At 69.4% G+C, this 19,650-nt stretch carries 16 protein-coding genes and 1 tRNA gene; 11 read left to right on the top strand and 6 right to left on the bottom strand.

Translation table 11 applies throughout. The annotated features are described in order from the left end of the window. Positions 1-43: 43 nt before the first annotated feature. Positions 44-4,453 carry a carboxypeptidase regulatory-like domain-containing protein gene (locus tag ACYVLP_RS05520; protein ID WP_460626334.1) on the bottom strand — a complete coding sequence of 1,470 codons (4,410 nt, stop codon included), beginning with the start codon at positions 4,451-4,453 and terminating at the stop codon, positions 44-46. Positions 4,454-4,726: 273 nt separating this feature from the next. Here ACYVLP_RS05520 and ACYVLP_RS05525 point away from each other — a divergent pair, with 273 nt between their 5' ends. After that, positions 4,727-5,293 (top strand): winged helix-turn-helix domain-containing protein, encoded by a 567-nt coding sequence (locus tag ACYVLP_RS05525; RefSeq protein WP_460626335.1) that lies wholly within the window; start codon positions 4,727-4,729, stop codon positions 5,291-5,293. A gap of 27 nt (positions 5,294-5,320) precedes the next feature. On the opposite strand, the gene ACYVLP_RS05530 is transcribed toward ACYVLP_RS05525, so the two are convergent. Both ACYVLP_RS05530 and ACYVLP_RS05535 read right to left on the bottom strand, forming a co-directional pair. Then, positions 5,321-6,280, bottom strand: coding sequence for a serine/threonine-protein kinase (locus ACYVLP_RS05530; RefSeq protein WP_460626336.1), 960 nt, complete (start codon positions 6,278-6,280; stop codon positions 5,321-5,323). A 198-nt stretch (positions 6,281-6,478) separates the two neighbouring features. Further along, on the bottom strand, positions 6,479-6,760 hold the full coding sequence (locus ACYVLP_RS05535; RefSeq protein ID WP_460626337.1) for a helix-turn-helix domain-containing protein: 282 nt from the start codon (positions 6,758-6,760) through the stop codon (positions 6,479-6,481). Between the two features lie 202 nt (positions 6,761-6,962). Between ACYVLP_RS05535 and ACYVLP_RS05540 the strand changes: the two genes are divergently transcribed. The 4 genes from ACYVLP_RS05540 to ACYVLP_RS05555 all read left to right on the top strand — a co-directional run bounded on the left by ACYVLP_RS05540 (position 6,963) and on the right by ACYVLP_RS05555 (position 9,445). Next, positions 6,963-7,406: a helix-turn-helix domain-containing protein gene (locus ACYVLP_RS05540; RefSeq protein ID WP_460626338.1), complete on the top strand. Its 444-nt coding sequence runs from the start codon at positions 6,963-6,965 to the stop codon at positions 7,404-7,406. Between the two features lie 217 nt (positions 7,407-7,623). Beyond that, complete coding sequence (locus ACYVLP_RS05545) at positions 7,624-7,992, top strand: helix-turn-helix domain-containing protein (RefSeq protein WP_460626339.1); 369 nt, start codon at positions 7,624-7,626, stop codon at positions 7,990-7,992. A 10-nt stretch (positions 7,993-8,002) separates the two neighbouring features. Next, positions 8,003-8,758, top strand: a complete 756-nt coding sequence (locus tag ACYVLP_RS05550) for an ImmA/IrrE family metallo-endopeptidase (protein ID WP_460626340.1) — start codon at positions 8,003-8,005, stop codon at positions 8,756-8,758. Between the two features lie 195 nt (positions 8,759-8,953). Continuing rightward, positions 8,954-9,445, top strand: coding sequence for a hypothetical protein (locus tag ACYVLP_RS05555; protein WP_460626341.1), 492 nt, complete (start codon positions 8,954-8,956; stop codon positions 9,443-9,445). A gap of 383 nt (positions 9,446-9,828) precedes the next feature. Here the strand turns inward: ACYVLP_RS05555 and ACYVLP_RS05560 are convergent. The 3 genes from ACYVLP_RS05560 to ACYVLP_RS05570 all read right to left on the bottom strand — a co-directional run bounded on the left by ACYVLP_RS05560 (position 9,829) and on the right by ACYVLP_RS05570 (position 12,505). After that, positions 9,829-9,911: transfer RNA gene (locus tag ACYVLP_RS05560), tRNA-Leu, on the bottom strand. Between the two features lie 65 nt (positions 9,912-9,976). After that, a complete protein-coding gene (locus ACYVLP_RS05565) occupies positions 9,977-10,786 on the bottom strand; it encodes an NAD-dependent epimerase/dehydratase family protein (RefSeq protein ID WP_460626342.1) in 810 nt (269 codons plus the stop codon). 21 nt (positions 10,787-10,807) lie between these two features. Continuing rightward, a complete protein-coding gene (locus ACYVLP_RS05570; protein WP_460626343.1) occupies positions 10,808-12,505 on the bottom strand; it encodes a MinD/ParA family ATP-binding protein in 1,698 nt (565 codons plus the stop codon). 227 nt (positions 12,506-12,732) lie between these two features. On the opposite strand from ACYVLP_RS05570, the gene ACYVLP_RS05575 reads away from it, so the two are divergent. Genes ACYVLP_RS05575 through ACYVLP_RS05600 form a run of 6 tightly spaced genes read left to right on the top strand, consistent with a single transcriptional unit; the run spans position 12,733 to position 19,649 of the window. Continuing rightward, complete coding sequence (locus tag ACYVLP_RS05575) at positions 12,733-13,503, top strand: FhaA domain-containing protein (RefSeq protein ID WP_460626344.1); 771 nt, start codon at positions 12,733-12,735, stop codon at positions 13,501-13,503. Positions 13,504-13,507: 4 nt separating this feature from the next. Next, complete coding sequence (locus ACYVLP_RS05580; RefSeq protein WP_460626345.1) at positions 13,508-14,080, top strand: FHA domain-containing protein FhaB/FipA; 573 nt, start codon at positions 13,508-13,510, stop codon at positions 14,078-14,080. 4 nt (positions 14,081-14,084) lie between these two features. Beyond that, positions 14,085-15,539, top strand: a complete 1,455-nt coding sequence (locus ACYVLP_RS05585; protein WP_460626346.1) for a PP2C family protein-serine/threonine phosphatase — start codon at positions 14,085-14,087, stop codon at positions 15,537-15,539. Continuing rightward, positions 15,536-16,933, top strand: coding sequence for an FtsW/RodA/SpoVE family cell cycle protein (locus ACYVLP_RS05590; RefSeq protein WP_460626347.1), 1,398 nt, complete (start codon positions 15,536-15,538; stop codon positions 16,931-16,933). Before ACYVLP_RS05585 ends, ACYVLP_RS05590 begins: the two co-directional genes overlap by 4 nt. Continuing rightward, complete coding sequence (locus tag ACYVLP_RS05595; RefSeq protein WP_460626348.1) at positions 16,930-18,393, top strand: peptidoglycan D,D-transpeptidase FtsI family protein; 1,464 nt, start codon at positions 16,930-16,932, stop codon at positions 18,391-18,393. Before ACYVLP_RS05590 ends, ACYVLP_RS05595 begins: the two co-directional genes overlap by 4 nt. Continuing rightward, complete coding sequence (locus tag ACYVLP_RS05600; RefSeq protein WP_460626349.1) at positions 18,390-19,649, top strand: serine/threonine-protein kinase; 1,260 nt, start codon at positions 18,390-18,392, stop codon at positions 19,647-19,649. Before ACYVLP_RS05595 ends, ACYVLP_RS05600 begins: the two co-directional genes overlap by 4 nt. The last annotated feature ends 1 nt before the right edge of the window (position 19,650 follow it).

A 19,650-nucleotide genomic window follows, 5' to 3' on the forward strand; every position in this document is an offset into this window, starting at 1 on the left:
GTCATGTTCGGTGGTGCTCGTCAGCTGTCACGCTCACCGAGGGTCACAGATCACCCCGCTCCTGCACCTTGAGGGTGTTGATGACCGGGCTCCCCAGGCCCTTGCGCGGAACCAGCTCGACCGTGAGGTTGCCGCCTCTGTGCTCGACGACCAACCGGTCGATGTCCGCCTTGAGAGATCCGACCTCGGACGCGATGTCCTTGGCCACGATGACGTACTGGCCGTTGACCTTCACGTCGAAGACGTGCGATCCGACCTTCGTGTAGTCGAACTCCGCGAAGCCGAGCTCGATCTGGTACGTCCCCGCCGGAGCGTTGTCGAAGGTGTAGGTGAGGGCACCTGACCTGCGGGTCTGGAAGAGCGACGGGTCCGGGGTGCCGGAGATCGCCTTCTTGGTGCTCTCTGCCTTCGTGCCCGTGCCGGTGTAGCCCCAGCCTCCGGCGACGTGGGCCTGGTCGGCCTTCCACTTGAACAGGTCGGTCGCGTTGAGCGCGTTGCCACCCGCGTTGACCCCGACCTGGTAGGCGGAGATCACGAGCGACATCGGGACGCTGACGGCACGAGTCCGTCCGGCGCCCGTGCTGAGCGTCAGCGCGGCCTGCCACACCCCTGGGTCACCGAGCGAGGCATCGACCCGGACCGTGAAGGTCTTGGTCTCGCCGACCGCGATCGTCGCGCTGGTCGGGTCGACCGACAGCCACGGCAGGTCAGTGTTCTCGGGGTCCCCCACGTCGACGAGGTACGCCCGGCCGTTGACCTGGTCAGCGGTCCAGAGGTTGCCTGCATCGTCGGACTCGAGGCCGGCACCCGGGAAGTCCTCGTTCGTCGGGTACGCGACCGTCTTCAGGGTCGAGCAGTCGTCCGGCGACAGCTGGTAGAACACCGTCGTCGCCGCGCTCGGCACCATCCAGATCGTGTCCGAGGTGTTGTTGTAGGCCAGTCCGGCGATGCCCGGCTCGGCCGGCTCGCAGGACGAGAGGGTGGCACCCGGGCTGGCGTGCGTGGTGCCCGCGACCGTGTAGATGATGCCCTCGTTCCAGCCACCGATGTAGAACACGTCATCGGCGGCGTTGTAGGCCAGGCCGCGCTGCGAGATCCCGGTCCACGGCGAGCCCGAGATGCGTCGCTTCTCGGTGCCGTCGGACGGGTCGAAGCACACGATGGCGTTGTCGCCACCGACGTTGACCTGGCAGACCTCGCCGGTCCGGCTGTCGTAGGCCATGTCACCGTTCCACGACCCACCCCAGCGACCGGCATACGACGCCTGGAGGGCGCCGGCCGTGCTGAACCGGTTGTTCGTCGTGGCGTCCGGGTCCGAGATCCAGACGTCGCGGGTCATCCCGACGCCCCACGCGACGGACAGGCCCGTCGCCCAGGAAGCGAGCACGTCGCCGGCGTCGGTCGGGCCGGCCAGCTGCTTCTGCGCGGCCAGCTGGCTCTTGGAGTAGAGCCCCTTGGCCGAGGTGGCCTCGCGGTCGCTCTTCGTAGCCGCCTTGACGGCCGCACCGCTCAGCACGGCTGGGCGGTCTGCCGACGACGAGGTCTTGCGACCCCCCTCGGCCACGGAGAACTCCAGCGGAGCCGAGCCCGTGTTCTTGACCGTGAACGTCGCTTCGCGGGTGTCACCCGCTCCGAGAACGCCCCAGTCGTAGCTGCTCGCCCCGGTGATCTCGGCGATGCCGGTCTTCAGCGCAGGGCTGAAGTCGGCCGTGTCGCCGTCGGAGTCGAACGTCACGCTGCTGCTCTCGGAGACGTAGTTCGTGGCCGTGGCGGTCACGTCGTACGTGCCGAGGAACAGCACCTTGCTGAACGTGCCGTCAGCGCCCGTGGTCAGGGTCTGCGGCGCGCCCGAGCTCGGCGTGATGGTCACCTTCGCGCCCGCCACCGGCTGGTGGTCGTTGAAGTCGGTCACCGTCCCGCTCAGGGTGCCCGAGGGCGGCGGCGTGAAGGTGATCGACTGCTGCGGCGCGACCGCGGCCTGGTTGAAGGAGTACTGCCACGCGATGGTGCCGGTGGCGTTCTCGAGCCCGACGGTGGCCGACGTTCCGCCCAGGACGGGCTTGGCGTCGGTCTGCGGGCCGTAGCCGAAGATGACCGACCCGGTCCGAAGCAGCGTCACGGAGAAGTTGGTCCGTGCCGCGGAGTCGGAGAAGGGCCGCACGTTGCGCCACTCGATGACGAAGGCGTCCACGCCGCCCACGGTCGTGGTGCCGGTGTAGACCCCGGCGGAGGCGTCGACGATGAGGTCGTCCCAGAACGGGTAGATCGCCGCGTTCGGCGTCGCCGTGTTGGGGATGGCGGTGTTGGAGAACGCCGAGACAGCGCCCAGGAAGTTCAGGTGGCCGTTGGTCGACAGGTATGCCTTCGAGTAGGCCTCGCCGTAGTACCGGAAGGTCCACGGCAGGTCGATCGCGAGGGTCGAGTCGTCACCGCTGAGCGTCGACTTCGTGGTGCCCTGGCGGTAGTCGCCCGTGCCGACGGCACAGGTGTAGCCGTAGCCGTCCGCGCGCCCGGCGAGCGCCACCGGCACGGTCTCGTCGCCGTCGACGACGAGCTCGGCCGAGTAGGTCGCCGTGCAGCCGCCCGCGTTCGCGGTCAGCGTGTACGTGCCCTCCGGCACGTCGGCGATCGAGAACGAGCCATCCGCCGCGGAGGTCGCCGAGGGCAGCTGGCTGGCGATGCTCACCGTCGCCCCCGCCACCGGTGCTCCGGTCGACTGGAGGGTCACAGTGCCCGAGACCGTATGCCGCGGGGCCGCTGCCAGCGCGACGTCGACTGTCGCGGTGGACCCTGCCGCCACGGTCGCGGTACGGGTCGCGGTGACGTAGCCGAAGGCGCTCACGCGCACGGTGTAGTCACCCGCGGAGACCGCGATGTCGTACGTGCCGTTCGCGGCGGTCGTCACCGTCCGGGACGTTGGGCCGCTGACCTGCACCTGGGCACCCGCGACGGGCGAGCCGCCCGAGGTGACCGTGCCGGCGAGGTGGCCGACGTCGCCGACCGGAGCGGCCGCGACCAACGCTTGGGCGTCGAGCTTGCCCTGTCCCCAGACGTTGTTGTTGGCGGCGGTGCCGCCACAGGTCAGGTCGCTGGTGTCGACGGCGGTCTCGTCGAGGAGCGCACGCGTGCCGGCGATGTCACCGACGAGCGAAGGAGCCGCGCTCCAGGCGAGGGCGATGGCGCCGGCGACGTGCGGAGATGCCATCGAGGTGCCGTTGGCCGTTCCGTAGGTGCCGCCTGGCAGCGACGAGCGCACGTTGACACCCGGTGCGGCGATGTTGGGCTTGGTCATGCCGTCCTGCCCGGGGCCTCGGGCCGAGAAGCTCGCGATCGCACCGTTGATGTCGAACGCGCCGGCCGAGTAGTTGATGATCCGTGAGCCGGGGGATCCGCTGCTGTTGCACGACGGGCCGCTGTTGCCGTTGGACCACTGGCCCCAGATGCCGGCCGCCGCCCAGGCGTTCTCGATGTCTTCCATGAAGGGGTCGGTCGACGGGTTCCGCGAGCCCCACGAGTTGTTGATGATGTTGGGCCGCTTCGACGGGTCCGGAGCGGTGCCGTCGAGGCGGGTCGGGGCGATCATCCACTGGCCGGCCTCGATGAGGTCTGCATCGGCACAGGTGTTGCAGCCGTTGGCCTCGATCCACTTCGCACCAGGTGCGACGCCGATCTGGTTGCCACCGTCCGAGCCGAGCATCGTGCCCATGGTGTGCGTGCCGTGACCGTCGGTGTCACACGGGTCGCCGGCGGCGTTGCAGTTCCCCGAGGTGTCGAAGAAGTTGTAGTTGTTGTCGAGTGTGCCGTCCGGCTGAAGGCCGCGGTACTTGGACCGCAGGGCCGGGTGGTTCACGTCGACGCCGCTGTCGATGCTGGCCACGGTGATGCCCTGGCCGGTGACCCCTTGGGCCCACACGTCGTCGGCGTTGATCGCGGCGATGCCCCATTCCACTGCATGGGGACCCATCGGGCTGGAGTCCGGCTTCTGGGCGACCGGCTCGATGAGCTCCATGACGGAGGTCTCGACGATCTGCTGGACCTCGGCGTTCGAGGCCAGCGAGGTGGCCAGTCCCAACGTGCCGCCCCGGACGAGCACGGCGTTGGTGATCCAGTACGGCGTGTAGTCGGCGTTCGCGGCCTTGAGCTGGGCCACGACCCGAGCCTGGGACGTCTGGGCGTTTGCCCGCAGGGCGTCATAGACCGCGACGCCTCGCTTGTTCCAGTCCTTGACCGTGCTGGCGGCCGACAGGTCCGCCTTGTCCGCGAGCCGCACCCAGAAGTCGGCGGTCTTGTGTTGGGTGAGCTGCTGCTCGGCGGCGTTGGTGAACTTCGCTGTCGGATCGGTGGCTGCTGCTGATGCGCTCGGTGCGCCGAACCCTGCGGCGGTGAGCAGGGTGGCGACCGCTGCCAGGACGGCCAGTATCAGCCGTCTGGCCCGTGAAGAGGTCTCTCTCATCGGTCCTCCGTGATCGAGGTGCCCGGCGATGGCCGAACACACGGGAGCCCCATGGGATTGAGGGGCGTCCCCCACGCTCGCAATCCTTTGGGAGCGCTAACAAGGACGGCCGAAGGGCAGTGTTTGGGCGGAAATGGGTCAGAAGATGGTCAAATCTCCTAATTTGAGGTGGACAGGGGCTAGTGAGGCTCTGGTAGGGAGGTATGTAGAACCTGAGCAGCGAAGGGGGTCGCCGTGTTTCACAGCCCTGCAGGTGCGGGTTTTGTTCTCTGCGTGGGACTCCCGCTGCAGGAGGTCACCCGGATCGCCCGGATGGTGCATGACAGTGCGGTGGTGCTCGCCACCAACGACGTCGCCGCGGCGCGTGCGCTGTTGGCGCCGGTGGAAGACGTCGAGCAGGACGAGGCCGTCGGCTCCGTCGGCACGGTCGGCATCTCCCGTTCGGTGCCGGTCGGAGCTGAGTCCGTTCCCGCATCCGCGCCGGCTTCGGCAGGTTCAGCCCACAGTGTCCATCTGGCGATCGCCCCGATTCGGCCGCAGGTCGTGTCGGCGGGTCCGCTGGCGATCGATCTGGCGGGGCGTGAGGTGACCGCGGACGGCAAGACGCTGCACCTGTCGGCGCGGGAGTTCGACCTGCTTGCCCTGCTCGCGTCGGACGTGGGCCGGGTCTGGTCGTTCGCGGCGTTGACCGAGGGCGTCTGGGGCACTGACTATCTCGGCGACCGGGAGCAGCTCACCTCCACGGTCAAGCGGCTACGCAGGCGCCTCGGCGTGGGCAGCGGATGCGAGGTCCGGTCGGTGCACGGCGTCGGGTACCGCCTCCGGGTGCCCGGAGGCTGACTCGGATCGTCGAGCCGTGGCGGGCACTCAGCTCGCGTACGGGTTGGCCGCCGGGGACGGCATACCCCGCGTCGGGGTCAGCTCGTCGACGGCGTGACTGAGCTCCGGCGGCAGCTCGTCGTACTGCCCGTTCAGGGCCGTCGCGAGGCCCAGGGCGAGACCGATCAGGTCCTGGTCGCCGAGCCCGAGGCGCGTGGCGACCGCCGCTGCGTTCGGCGGGCGGTTCTCCGGCTCCTTCTCGAGGCAGTCGGTGATGAGCCGTGCGAGCTCTTCCGGGACGTCGTCGGGAAGGGGAGGCGGCCGCTCGTTCACGTGGCTCAGCGCGGTGGCGATCGGAGTGCCACGGTCGAACGGGCGCTTGCCGGTGAGCATCTCGTGGCCGACAACCCCGAGGGCATACAGGTCGCTGGACCCCGTGGCCGGCTGGCCCATGGCCTGCTCGGGGCTGATGTAGTTGGGGGTGCCGAGCATCTCGCCGTGCTGGGTGTGACCCGAGGCGTCGAGAGCGCGAGCGATGCCGAAGTCGGTGAGCTTCACGAGGCCGTCCTCGCGGATCATGATGTTGGCCGGCTTGACGTCGCGGTGGACCACGCGGGCCTCATGGGCGACCCCAAGGGCGAGCGCCGCCTGCCCGAGGATCGAGCGCACCTCAGAGGGCGGCAAGGCGCCGCGCTCGGTGAGGATGGTCGACAGGGGCAGGCCGGCGACGAGCTCCATGACGAGAAACGCCAGGCCGTCGTCCTCGCCGTAGTCGAATACGGTCGCGATGTTGGTGTGGATCAGCGCGGCGGAGTGGACTCCCTCGTCGCGAAACCGCAGGGCGAAGAGCTCCTCGTGCTCCGTGTCGGGCCTCATGATCTTGACGGCAACGTTGCGTCGGAGCACCTGGTCGGTGCCGGCCCAGACATCGGCCATGCCACCCGAGGCGATGCGGTAGTCGAGTTCGTATCTATCGCCGAGGACAAAGCCCTCATGAAGACGGTTCATGGCACGAGCACCTGGGGCCTTTCGGACGGAAGGTGCGCGTCAGGTGACATGTCAAGGAGCCTTCGTCAGCGATCATGGTACGGGACCCGATCCGGCCGATAAGCCTTGTCGCGGAGCGATCTCCCGGCCGCCAAACTCCCCCGCGGCGACTCCCAGGACCATACCCATTTGGCCTCGCTGCCGAACCCGCGCAGGGGGTCAGTCGGTGTCGTCCAGTGTCCGGTCCTCGCGGCTCTGCAGGCGCGAGGAGCCCGAGCCGGCAAGGCCTCCGGACGTGGTCAGCTCAGGCAGCGCATCGACGCCGAGCTCGAGCAAGGCGCGCACGATCGCGTCGAGCGTTGCCAGCGACACATGCCGCTTCCCTCGCTCGAAGCGGCTCAGGTGGCTGGGCGAGATTCCGACGCGCTCGGCCAAGTGGTCCTGTCGGATGCCAGCCTCGACACGCCGACGACGAACCGACGCGCCGATCCCCTCTGACATATTTGTCACCTGCAACCGCACCATTGGCCAACCCTGTCCCCTGAACCACAAACAAGTCAATGCTATCGCGTGGAAACGCCATCGGCGTGTCGCGCGCCATCGTCGCCAGCGCAACCAACTTGCGTCGCTGCTTGATAGATCTGCCAGAATTACGGATGCTTGGTGCTGCGATAAGGAAACCGGCAGATCGAGGAGGCTTGGGATGGACGAAGCGACGAAGGACGAGAAGGCCCGGCTGGGCGCTGAGATCAGGCGTGTGCGCGAGCGGCGCCCCAAGATCAGCCGACAGCGCGTTGCGGACGAGGCCCAGGTCGCGGAGGGCACCGTGCGAGCCGTGGAGCGCGGCGCATCGATCGACCACAGCACCCGACGAGTCATGGAAGCGCTCGCCCGGCTTGGTCGTCCGGTCGAGCCCACACCGGCCGACGACACCGCCGCCAATGGCGCCGGCGAGGGGCCTGACCACGCGCGACGTGTGTCGACGGAAGGCCTGAACGAGGTCGAGCTCACCGTCCGCCTGGTCGAGAGCACGCTGAATGCCTCGCCGCCGGAGGAGCGCAATGTGCTGGAAAGCAACATCTGGCTGTTGATCCGCGGACGCAACGCCGAGCTGATCGAGCGCCTGTCGGCCTCCGCTCCGGAGTAGGCCTCCATCACTGCCGAGCTCAGCCCCCGATATCTGCCCACCCGTCCCTACCCCGTCCCCTGATCGCATGCCACTGTCGGACCCGCCTGATAGAAAGAACCACTGCCCGCCTGTTGCACTTCTGCAACGGTGTGCCACTTTCACAATACGTGGCAGTGTTGCTCATGTCAAACACTGATCCGATCACACAACATCGGCTTTGGGGATGGGAGGTGCGATGAGCCCGGCTCGCCTCGACGTGAACGCGCTGTATCTCACGCTCGACTCGCAGAGACAGCATCGTGGGATCTCCTGGCGACAGGTCGCGCACGAGTCCGGTGTCGGGCCGTCGACGTTGAGCCGCATGGCCAACGGCAACCGGCCCGACGTGGACAGCTTCGCCTCCCTGGTCCACTGGCTCGGCATCCCGGCCGAGGAGTTCCTCCGCTTCGAGGACGACACCGCCCGACCGTCACCCGACGCCGTCACCCAGGCCGTTGCCAGCCTGCTGCGCGCCGACAAGGACCTCGACCCAGAGACCGCGGCCGCGATCGACGACATCCTCCAGGCGGCGATGCGCCTGGCCACCCGCCGGCCAAAGGACTGACGGGACCCGCATGCGGGATGGGTTCGTCACCGAGGCCGAGGCACTGGCTCTTGCCGTGCGATCGGAGATCGGCCTCGAGGCCGACGACCACCTCGACTGCGAAGCGCTCGCCGCCGCATGGGGTGTACCGGTCGTCCCTCTCGATGCGCTCCTGGCGGCGGGGGCGCGGCCGTCGTCCATCCACCACCTCACCGTGGCCAGCCCGGAGAGCTTCTCGGCAGGGACGGTGGTCAACGGAACCTCCCGTCTGATCGTGGTCAACCCAGCCCATCCACCCGGGCGCCGGTCCAACTCGCTCGCCCATGAGCTCGCCCATCTGCTGCTCGAGCACAAGCCGAGCGCTGCGACCGGCCCCGGCGGATGCCGCGTGTGGGACGGCGACATGGAGCAGGAGGCCGATCGACTCGCCGGCGTCCTGCTGGTCCCCCGCGACGCCGCCACAGCATGCGCCCGGGTCGGCTTGCCTCTTCGGGTGGGCGCAGCCCGGTTCGGAGTCAGCGTCTCGCTGATGCGCCAGCGCACCCATCAGAGTGGGGCCGCTCGACAGGCCTACCCGAGCGCGCCTGACCGGGACTGGAGGCAGGCGATGCTCAACGGCTTGCGGGCCACGAGGTTGCTCGACGAGAGAGACCTGACCCCGCTGGCCGGGCTCGGTGCCAAGGAGTGGCGCGAGCTTCTCGAGCGGTGCCGCGGCCCGATCCGGCGTGGCGACCTCCGCATGCTCATCGAGGTCCTGGTCAACGAGGCAGGCGTCCCGGCCTTCTAGCCGTGCGGGCGGCCTCGCTGCGGGACGGACCTGCGCGACCGGATAGGCCCTGAGGTGCGCCGATATCGCGATTGTCGGTTTCTGCGGTTCTGCTGTGTACATTGTGTGTTCACCCCGTCCATCTGTCAGACTCGGGGACGTCAAACCTGCAACAAGAGCGATAACGGCGAGGAGGACATGGTGGACGAGGCGTCAATGGACAGGAGGGTGCGGCTCGGCGCCGAGATCCGGCGTGTGCGCGAACTGCGACCGAAGATCAGCCGACATCGGGTCGCGGACGAGGCCAACATCGCGGAGGGGACCGTCCGGGCGGCGGAACGTGGCTCCTCGACCGACCACAGCAGGCGACAGGTCATGGACGCACTGGCCCGGCTCGGTCGTCCGGTCGACGCGGAGGCGTTCGGCGAGCCGGCATCCGTGCCAGGGCGCCGAGCGCAGCCCGTCAGCCGGGACGAGGGCGCGCGGGGCGGGACCAGTGAGGGTCTGAGCCAGGTGGACCTCACCGTTCGCCTGGTCGAAAGCACGTTGAACGCCTCGCCCCCGGACGAGCGACTCGCACTGTCGGGCAACATCTGGCTGCTGGTCCGCGGACGCGACGCAGAGCTTGTCAGGCGCCTCAGCGCGACCTCGGATGGGCCGGATGCTGCTGGGGACGCGGAGTCGGATGGCCCGACTCCACCCGCCTGAGCCCGCGGGGAGATCGCAGAACCGCCCGGCACCTGGTCAGGTCGTCGTTCAGGTCGTCCGTCAGATCGTCCTTGGTGTCGTCATGGCAGCATCAACGACGACCTGACCAGCGACGTGAGGCATGACGCGGCGCGGGTGGCTTGCGCCATGTCGCGCTTGCGCCATGTCGCGCTTGCGCCATGTCGCGCTTGCGCCTAAGCCGGGCATGCGCTTCGGCCGGGCTTGCGCCTCAGCCGGGCCTGCGCGAGGGGGGAACCGTCCTCGGTCGCTAGCGCTCCCTCGTCCTCCCAAATCCCGCCTGCCTTCAGATACTCGAAGAACGTGGGCCCCTGAAACGCACGAAGGCCCCGACCTCATGAAGGTCGGGGCCCACGTTCTTCGAGTGCGCGAGGGGGGATTTGAACCCCCACGCCCGTAAGGACACTGCCACCTGAAGACAGCGCGTCTGCCGTTCCGCCACTCGCGCGTGACAAGGACACAGTGTGCTGTATGCGGCGCCAGATCACCAAACCGGGCCGCGCGTCACCGCCGTCAGCGGCCGCCGTGCGGCTCGCCGAGGCGGTACGAGTCCGACGCGAAGGCCCCGCCGAGCAGGTGAGCCGTGTCCGACGGCGGGCTCGCGTCAGCGGTGGCGACCGCTGCGGCATACGTCTCAGCGTCGTCCACGGGCTCGTACCCGATGACCCGCCCGGGCGCGAGGTCGACCACCCTGCGCGTGTTGGCGGAGACTCCCCAGACGACGTGGTGGCCGACGGCGTCGGTCCTCAATGCTGCGAGGACCAGCCGGGTCATGTCGCTGGGTGAGAGCCACGACTGAAGTGAGGCCGCCCCGTCAGGCCGGTGCAGGAAGGTCATGATCCGGGCGCTGACGACCGTCATCCCGAAGCGGGCGGCATACAGAGCGCCGATCGCCTCGACCGCGGCCTTGCTGACGCCGTAGTACGTGTCGGGGGCGGGCAGCGGCATACCGTCGCGGGCGGCGGGGGAGTCGACCGGGACGAAGCCGGCGGCGTGGACCGAGCTGGCAAGCACCATGCGCACGACCCTCGCGAGCCGCGCTGCCTCGCACACGGCGCGAGTGCCGTCGATGTTCACCGCGAGCAGCTCGGGCCAGGGCCGCTCGTCGGACAACGCGCCGAGGTGCAGGACGAGGTCGGCGCCGGCGAAGGCCTGGGCGTGCGCCTCGACGTCGCGCAGGTCAGCCACGAGGACCCGCGCGCCACCGGCATCCGGCACGTCGACCGAGTCACAGAGCACCAGCTCGTGCCCGGCGCCGGTCAACAGCGGGCGGACGGCCGTGCCGATCCGCCCGCTCGCTCCAGTGAGCGCGATGACGGCCACGTCGACGGCAGCCGGACGGGATCAGAGGCCGTCGACGACGACGGCTGCCATCTCCATGCAGGAGTCGTGGGTCTTGCGGCTGATCTTCAGCGGGTCGAGGTGCAGCCCGGGCGCGAGCGCCGGGTCGTAAGGGATGTCGACGACGGCGCGGACCCACTGCTCGAAGTGCTCGCGCGTGTGCACCCCCGCGCCGACGTCGTTGCCCTTGGCCGACGTGTGCGAGATCACGCAGACGGCGTTACGGACGAGGTCGCCACGACCCATTGCGACGAGCGCGTCGAGGTTCTTCGCTGCGACCACGGACGTGTCGTCCTTGAGCGAGGTCGCGAACACGAGCATGTCGGCGCGCGCGGCGGCGGAGAGCCAGTTCGGTGAGAGCCGGTTGTTGCCGGTGTCGATCACGATCATGCGGTAGAAGCGCGACAGCTGGGTGTGCAGGTCCTCGAACTCCTGCTCACCGATGATCCGCATCGCCTCGTCGTCGTCGGCCGACGCGAGCACGTCGAACGACAGCCCGCGCTGCTCACGCACCCAGTGCTCGAGCTCGGACGTGCCGGCATTCGGGTCCATCGCGATCGAGGGCAGCGCTCCGAGCAGGTCGACGACCGTGCGGTGGTGGCTCGACGAGGGTGCACGCATGCCGAGCGTGCCCTCGGTCTCGTTGTTGTCCCAGGCGAGCGTCGAGCCGGAGCGGTATCGACCCAGGTAGGTCGCGAGCATCAGCGTGACGAGCGTCTTGCCGCCGCCGCCCTTGGTGTTGATGACCATGATCGTCTTGCGGCCGTTGAGCGGACGGGCGATGCGGTCGATGCGGTCGCGCTCGATGAGCTCCTTGACGCCCGGCCCGAGCCCGAACGCGCGACGCAGCCCCGAGGACGCCTTGGTCTTGTTCCGCTCGCCCTTCTGACGTGCGGTGATGAGGTCGTCGGCGCTCGGGCGCTCCGGGCTGACGCTGCGCGCAGCCGGAGAGACGTATGCCGTCTCCTCCAGGTCGTAGCCACCCTCGGCCGCCGCTTCGGCCACGTCGGGGTCGATCGTCGGCGTCGCGGCATACGCCTGCTGGGCGGCGCTGTGGTCGGTCGAGTAGTGGTCCGTGTCGGTGTCCGTGCTGGCGTCGTAGCCGGCGGGGGTCCAGCCCGTGTACTCCTGCTCGGCACTGTCCGTCTCGCTCCGGATCGACCAGCGGTCCGTGTCGGTCGAGGTGTAGGGGTCGGTGGAGGTGGCGGAGTACGAGCCCGAGTAGGAGCTCGAGTAGGAGCCGGTGTCGTACGGGTCGGAGGAGTCGGAGGCCGAGACGCTGGTGAAGCGGCTCGTGTCGAAGGGGTCAGCCTCGCCGGTGGCGTACGGGTCGGTCGTCGTCCCCTGCCCCGTCCGGGAGCCGCTCGGCTCCCACGGGGACCGGCCGTTCTGGCCCTGGTGGGAGTGACCGTTGTTGTAGGCGCTTTCGTACTCCGCGGTGTACTCACCGCCGTACTCGTCGGAGTCGGACCAGTCGTTGAGGCCCGTCTCTACGCTTCGGTCGGCGCCGTTCTGGCCCGGCTGCCACGAACGGTCGTCCCAGGTGGAGGACCAGGGGTCGGCGCTCGCAGGGGTCTCGTCCACGTGTCCCCCGGTCGACCCTGAGGGGATCGGAAGGGCGAAACCTCCCGGAATGGAGTTGTTTGCGGAGTAGCCAGGGAGTCCCTGGCTATCGTTGTTGCCGGTCTCGTCCTTGCTCATCGAGCGCTCCTTGCTACCTACCACATGCTGGGCCCGCCGGAGGCCCCGTGAGATCGTCCCATGCTTCCGCGTGACATCAAACCGGCTGACCACGGACCGTGAGGCACGAATCGCCCTTTCCGGCCGGATTCAGCATGGGTGCAGGGGGCTGTCGGTTGAAGGTCGACGGGGTCTTCCCGGTTACGATGAAGCCCCCGGTCGGCGCGCGAGGACGAGGAGGAGATGGCGTGGGAATCATCAACCGTGTCGAGCACGGTCTCGCCAAAGCTGTCCACGGCGCCTTCGCGAAGGCCTTCAAGTCCGAGGTGCAGCCGGTCGAGATCGCCTCGGCGATCCGGCGCGCGATGGACGACCGCGCCGCCCTGCTCGGCCATGGGCGGGCGATGGTTCCGAATCTTTATACGATCGAGCTGAGCCAGACCGACTACGACCGGCTCGCCGACTACGAGGACGACCTGTCCGACGACCTCGTCGCCGCAGCGCAGGAGCACGCCGACTCCCAGGGTTACCAGCCGGGCGGCCCCCTCGAGGTCGAGCTCGTGCTCGGCGAAGGGCTGGAGACTGGTGTGTTCCGGGTCCGGCCTGCCACGGCCAAGCGCCCTGGCCACGAGCCGGTGGCCCCGGTTCCGCAGCGGCAGCACGCTCCGAGCGGGACCGCGGTCCAGCAGCCGCCGGTCAACCACCCTCCGCGTGCCAACCCGTCCGCAAGGCCGTGGCTCGACATCGGCGGCGACCGCTACCCGCTGCTCGGCAGCCTGACGACCCTCGGCCGCGACGACACCGCCGATGTGGTCGTCGACGACCCCGGAGTCTCGCGACGGCACAGTGAGATCCGGGTCACCACCGACGGCCCGCACCTGGTCACCTCGATCCGGGACCTCAACTCCACCAACGGCACTTTCGTCAACGGCGAGCGCATCACGAGCCAGCGACTGCACGACGGCGACCGGTTGACCCTGGGCCGCACCACCGCGATCTTCCGAGTCGGGCGCCGGTGAATGCATGAGTGAACTCACGCTGACCCTGCTTCGGCTGGGTCTGCTGGCGCTGCTGTGGATCTTCATCTTCAGCGTGGTCGGCGTGCTCCGGACCGACATCTACGGCACGTCGGTGAGCCGACGCACCCAGCGCAAGGCCATGAAGCGGCAGGAGAAGGAGCAGCAGCGCGCCTCCCGGCAGGCCCCGGCGCCGGTCCCGGCGCCCGTCGTCCCTGCCGGAGCGGTCACCTCGCCCGTGCCGGACTCGGCGCCGGCCCGTCGCGGGCGCGGGCGCAAGGGAGTGCCGACGCTCCTCGTGGTCACCGAGGGCCCGCTGGCGGGGACGTCGCTGCCGCTGCGCAGTGGCGGCGTGCTGATCGGGCGCAACCCAGAGTGCGCACTCGTCCTCGACGACGACTACGCGTCGGGGCGGCACTGCCGCATCTACCCCGACCCTGCGGGCCAGGGCTGGCTCGTCGAGGACCTCGGCTCGACCAACGGCACGTTCATCGGCCGCGACCGCCTGACCGGTGCGCGGCCCGTCGAGATCGGCACCACCCTGCGTATCGGCAAGACCGTCCTCGAACTGCGAGGCTGAGCGGATGGCCATCGCCCTGCGCTATGCCGCGCGCTCCGACCTGGGCCTGGGGCCCAAGTCGCGCAACGAGGACTCCGGGTATGCCGGCCCCAACCTGCTGGTCCTCGCCGACGGCATGGGTGGTCACGCCGCGGGCGACGTCGCGAGCTCGATGATCGTGGGAGAGCTGGCCCCGCTCGACGAGGAGGACGTGACCGCCGACCAGGCGATCCCGCTGCTCGAGGAGACCCTGCACGGCGCGAACGCCAAGCTCACCAACGCCATGCGCGAGAACTCCGACCTCGCCGGGATGGGCTCGACGACGATCGTCATGCTCCGCACGGGCAACAAGCTCGCCATGGCCCACATCGGCGACTCGCGGGCGTTCATGCTCCGAGGCGACTCGTTCTCGCAGATCACCAAGGACCACTCCTTCGTCCAGCAGCTCATCGACGAGGGCCGGATCTCCAGGGAAGAGGCCGGCACCCACCCGCAGCGGTCCGTCGTGACCCGGGTCATGACCGGCCAGCCCGACGACGAGCCAGACACCTCCCTGCGCGAGGCGAAGGTGGGTGACCGCTTCCTCCTGTGCAGCGACGGCCTGTCCGACTTCGTGGGCGCGGACGTCATCGAAGAGATCCTGCGCGAGGCCAGGACGCCCGACGAGGCGGCCGACCGATGCATCGAGGTCGCCCTCAAGGCGAGCACACGTGACAACGTGACCGTGATCATCGCCGACGTCGTGGACGCCAACGGCGACGACCTGCCCACGACAGTCCCGCAGGTCGTCGGAGCCGCCGCCAAGCGGCTGCGGAACAACACGCGGGCCATCCCGACGAGTCCTGCCGAGAAGGCGGCGGCGCTGTCGCGCGAGGCCACCGGCCGGGCTCGCTCCGACGAGGCCGACGACGGGGTCGAGCTCGCCGAGGACCGCGCCCGTTCGCGCCGCGGCCGGAGGATCCGCCGCACGATCGGCATCATCGTCGTCGCCGCCATCCTCGGCGCGGGTGGGTATGCCGCGTACGCCTGGTCGCAGAAGCAGTTCTTCGTTGCCGCCGAGGACGGGCACGTGGCGATCTTCCGCGGCGTCTCGCAGAATCTCGGCCCGATCGTCCTGAGCCACGTCGAGTCGCAGTCCGACGTCCTCGTCTCCGACCTGCCCTCCGACATCCAGGGCGCGGTCACCAACACGATCCCGGTGCGCGACCTCGCCGATGCGCAGGGCAAGGTCGACAAGCTGCGGGTCGAGGCACAGCGATGCCAGCTCCTTGCCGCAACCGGGACGCCCTGCGGCACGACGCCGACGCCGAGCCAGTCGGTCGTGCCGACGCTCCCGGCCACGACCACGCCGGTGTCCCCGACCGTATCTGTCCGGAGCACGGCTCGGCCGCGCCCGAACACCTCGATCACCACGCCGCCGCCGGTGGGCGCGGGTGCCCCGCACGTCACCGCCGACGGTGCAGACCTGGTGGCAGCATGACCACGACCGTCGAGCCGCTCCACCCGCCCACCCGGCGCAACGCCGAGCTCGGGCTGCTCGTCCTCGCCATCGGCATCGTGCTCCTCGCGTGGATCACGACCGATCTCAACCGCAACGGCACGGTGCCGGCCAACATCATCCCCGTCGCGGGCGGCTTCACCGTGCTCGCGCTCTCGGTGCACATCGTGCTGAGGTGGAAGGCGTCGTACGCGGACCCGGTGCTCCTGCCGGTGGTCACGGTGCTCAACGGTCTCGGGCTCGTCATGATCCACCGGCTCGACCTCGCTCGAGGCAAGCTCGGCGCTGACGGGGACGCCTACCGCCAGATCATCTGGACGACGCTCGCCGTGGTCCTCGCCATCGCGGTCATCCTCGTGCTGCGCGACCACCGCCTGCTGCGTCGCTACACCTACGTGTCGATGGTGGTCGGTTTCGGGCTGCTCATCCTGCCTCTCGTGCCGGGGCTCGGGCAGACGATCAACGGCTCGCAGATCTGGATCTCCGTGGGCCCGATGAGCTTCCAGCCGGGGGAGTTCGCCAAGATCGCCCTGGCGATCTTCTTCGCCGGCTACCTCGTGCAGACCCGTGACGTGCTGTCGCTCGCAGGCAGGAAGGTGCTGGGCTTCACGTTCCCGCGCGGGCGCGACCTCGGCCCGATCCTCGTCGCATGGCTGCTCGCCGTGCTCATCCTCGTCTTCGAGAAGGACCTCGGCACCGCCCTGCTGTTCTTCGGCCTGTTCGTCGCGATGCTCTACGTCGCCACCGAGCGGGTCTCGTGGATCGCGATCGGCCTGCTGCTGTTCGGGCTGGCGGTCGTCTTCGCCTTCTCCGCGTTCGCCCACTTCCAGAAGCGCGTCGACCTGTGGCTCGACCCGTTCTCGGCGGGCAACCTCGAGCTGTCCAACCAGCTGGCCAACGGCCTCTGGGGCATGGCTGCCGGCGGCCTGACCGGCACCGGGCTCGGCGCGGGCCGCCCCTGGCTCACGTCCTTCGCCGAGAGCGACTTCATCTTCCCGAGCATGGCCGAGGAGCTCGGCCTGTTCGGGGCGGTCGCGATCCTCATGCTCTACCTCATCTTCTGCGAGCGCGGCGTCCGCACCGCGCTCGGGGTGCGTGACGGGTTCGGCAAGCTGCTCGCCATCGGCCTGACGTTCTCCGTCGCGTTCCAGCTCTTCATCGTCATCGGGGGTGTCACCCGGGTCATCCCTCTGACGGGTCTCACCACGCCGTTCCTCTCGCTCGGCGGCTCGTCGCTGCTCGCGAACTGGGTCATCACCGCGCTGCTGTTGCGCATCTCCGATCAGGCCCGCCGCCCGATGCCCGAGATCCCGGTCGGCGTCGCGGCCGACGAGCCCGCGCCCGCCGACGTCACGCAGGTGGTGAAGCTGTCGTGAACACCCCGATCCGCCGCCTGTCGGTCGTCATCGCCGCGCTCTTCACGGCGCTGCTCGTGGCATCGACGCTGGTGCAGTTCGCGCAGGCGAAGTCGCTCAACGCGATGGCCGCCAACAAGCGCACCATCCTCGACAACTACAGCCGTGAGCGTGGGGCGATCATCGTCGCCGGCCAGCCCATCGCCAAGTCGGTCTCGGTCCAGGACCAGTACCGCTTCCTGCGCACCTACCCCCAGGCTGAGCTCTACTCGCAGACCACGGGCTTCTACTCGTATGCCGTCGGCGCGCCGTACGGCCTCGAGCATGCCTCCGACGACCTTCTGTCGGGTGACTCCGACGCCCTGTTCGTGCGACGCATGACCGACCTGCTGACCGGCCGCCGGACCTCCGGCGCGACCCTCGAGCTGACGATCGATCCCAAGGCGCAGCAGGCGGCCGACCAGGCGCTGGGCAAGAGCCACGGCGCGGTCGTCGCGCTCGACCCGACGACAGGCGCGATCCTGGCAATGGTGAGCCACCCGCAGTACGACCCGAACCCGATCTCCAGCCACGATCTCAACAAGGCCGCCAACGCGTGGAAGTCGCTGTCCAACGACCCTGACAAGCCGTTCCTCAACCGCACCATCAACGAGCTCTACCCGCCCGGTTCGACGTTCAAGGTCGTCACGGCCGCGGCCGCGCTCGAGAACGGCCTCGTCACCGACGAGAACTCCGTGGTGCCCGGCCCGGCCACGCTCGACCTGCCGCTGACGACCACCAACCTGCCCAACGAGAACGGCCGTCCCTGCGGCCCGAACAACAAGACCACCCTCATCCACGCGCTCGAGATCTCGTGCAACACGGCGTTCGGGTCGCTGGGGCTGGAGCTCGGGGGCGAGAAGATCCGGGCGCAGGCCGAGAAGTTCGGGTTCGGCAACTTCACGCTGCAGATCCCGATGCGGGTCACGCCGAGCTCGGTGCCGGCCGACCTCAACGCGCCGCAGTCGGCGCAGTCCGCGATCGGGCAGTACGACGTGCGCACGACGCCGCTGCAGATGGCGATGGTGGCGGCGGGGATCGCCAACCAGGGCAAGGTCATGACGCCGTACCTCATCGACACGATCCGCAGTGCCAACCTCGACCTGATCCAGTCGACGCCGGACCCGGTCGAGATGTCCCAGGCCGTGTCACCGCAGACCGCGGAGATCCTCACCAAGATGATGGTCTCGGTCGTCGACCACGGCAGCGGTGCCCGCGCTCAGATCAATGGCGTCGAGGTGGCGGGCAAGACGGGCACGGCGCAGCACGACCCGGGCAAGCCGCCGCACGCGTGGTTCATCTCGTTCGCCCCGGCCCACGACCCGAAGGTGGCCGTGGCGGTCGTCGTCGAGGACGGCGGTGTCACCGGCAGCGAGATCGGTGGCGGCCGGGTGGCCGCGCCGATCGCGCGAGCTGTCATGGAGGCGGTGTTGAACAAGTGACCATCGCCTCCGGCTCGACCCTCGGTGGCCGCTACCTCGTGGGCACGCTCGTCGCCTCGGGCGGCATGGGCGACGTCTGGGAGGCGACCGACGAGGTGCTGCAGCGCCAGGTCGCCGTCAAGGTGATGCGCCCGCAGGGTCCCGACGAGTCGTTCCTCGAGCGGTTCCGCGACGAGGCTCGCAGCAGCGCTGTCCTGCAGCACCCGAACATCGCGTCGGTGTTCGACTACGGCGAGCAGGACGGCACGGCATACCTCGTCATGGAGCTCGTCCCGGGCCACACCCTGGGCGAGCTGATCCGCGAGGCGCCGGGCGGCATGTCACCCGACGACGTGCGCTCGGTGGTCGGCCAGGCAGCTCTGGCGCTCGCCGCCGCGCACGATTCCGGTGTCGTCCACCGCGACGTGAAGCCGGCGAACATCATCGTCACGCCGCAGGGCCAGGTGAAGCTCACGGACTTCGGCATCGCCCGCCTCGGCGACGGCTCGGGTCACACGGCGACGGGCGAGGTCCTCGGCACTCCGCACTACATCAGCCCTGAGCAGGCGCTCGGCCAGCCGGCGACGTCGGCCAGCGACGTGTATGCCCTTGGCATCGTCGCGCACGAGATGCTCACGGGCACAAGGCCGTTCGACCAAGGTATGCCGGTGGCGACCGCCCTCGCGCAGGTGCACGACGCGCCACCTCCACTGCCGCCAACGGTCCCCGCGGACCTGCGCGCCGTCGTCGAGTCATGCCTGGCGAAGGCGCCGGCCGAACGGCCGGCCGACGCGCGGACCGTCGCCGCCGCTCTGGGCTTCGGCGATGCCACCGCCGCCACGGTCCCTGTGGGAGCGACGGAGCGGGTCGAGGCGGTCGCGCCTGTCGAGACCGTCGGCGCAACCCGAGCGATGCCGCTCGTGACCAGACGCGCGGACCTGCGGGCCGCGCAGGCTCCTGCCCCGAAGGAGCACTCCGTCTCGCGGCGGTGGGCGTGGCTCGCCATCCCGCTCGTCGCCCTGGTCGCGTGGGGAGCCTTCGCGCTCGGCGGCCTCGTCAACGGCGGCGTACCACCGACCTCCACCGGCGGGTCCGGAAGCAGCCATCCTGCTGCGACGACCGCCACCAAGCCGACACAGCGGACGACGACCTCCGCGTCGACGACGGCAGCCACGACCACGACGAAGACAGAGCCGACGACGACCTCGGCGACGCCGTCGACCAGCCAGGAGCCCACCCACCCCGGCAAGGGCAAGGGAAGGGGCAGGGGGAATTGAC

The sequence above is a fragment of the Intrasporangium mesophilum genome (genome assembly GCF_054783095.1).

What these genes read in the sequence shown, in the direction of transcription:
- ACYVLP_RS05520 (WP_460626334.1), bottom strand. Translation starts at nt 4,453, where the DNA reads ATGAGAGAGACCTCTTCACGGGCCAGACGGCTGATACTGGCCGTCCTG.
- ACYVLP_RS05530 (WP_460626336.1), bottom strand. Translation starts at nt 6,280, where the DNA reads ATGAACCGTCTTCATGAGGGCTTTGTCCTCGGCGATAGATACGAACTC.
- ACYVLP_RS05535 (WP_460626337.1), bottom strand. Translation starts at nt 6,760, where the DNA reads ATGTCAGAGGGGATCGGCGCGTCGGTTCGTCGTCGGCGTGTCGAGGCT.
- ACYVLP_RS05540 (WP_460626338.1), top strand. Translation starts at nt 6,963, where the DNA reads ATGGACGAAGCGACGAAGGACGAGAAGGCCCGGCTGGGCGCTGAGATC.
- ACYVLP_RS05545 (WP_460626339.1), top strand. Translation starts at nt 7,624, where the DNA reads ATGAGCCCGGCTCGCCTCGACGTGAACGCGCTGTATCTCACGCTCGAC.
- ACYVLP_RS05550 (WP_460626340.1), top strand. Translation starts at nt 8,003, where the DNA reads ATGCGGGATGGGTTCGTCACCGAGGCCGAGGCACTGGCTCTTGCCGTG.
- ACYVLP_RS05555 (WP_460626341.1), top strand. Translation starts at nt 8,954, where the DNA reads ATGGACAGGAGGGTGCGGCTCGGCGCCGAGATCCGGCGTGTGCGCGAA.
- ACYVLP_RS05570 (WP_460626343.1), bottom strand. Translation starts at nt 12,505, where the DNA reads ATGAGCAAGGACGAGACCGGCAACAACGATAGCCAGGGACTCCCTGGC.
- ACYVLP_RS05580 (WP_460626345.1), top strand. Translation starts at nt 13,508, where the DNA reads ATGAGTGAACTCACGCTGACCCTGCTTCGGCTGGGTCTGCTGGCGCTG.
- ACYVLP_RS05585 (WP_460626346.1), top strand. Translation starts at nt 14,085, where the DNA reads ATGGCCATCGCCCTGCGCTATGCCGCGCGCTCCGACCTGGGCCTGGGG.
- ACYVLP_RS05590 (WP_460626347.1), top strand. Translation starts at nt 15,536, where the DNA reads ATGACCACGACCGTCGAGCCGCTCCACCCGCCCACCCGGCGCAACGCC.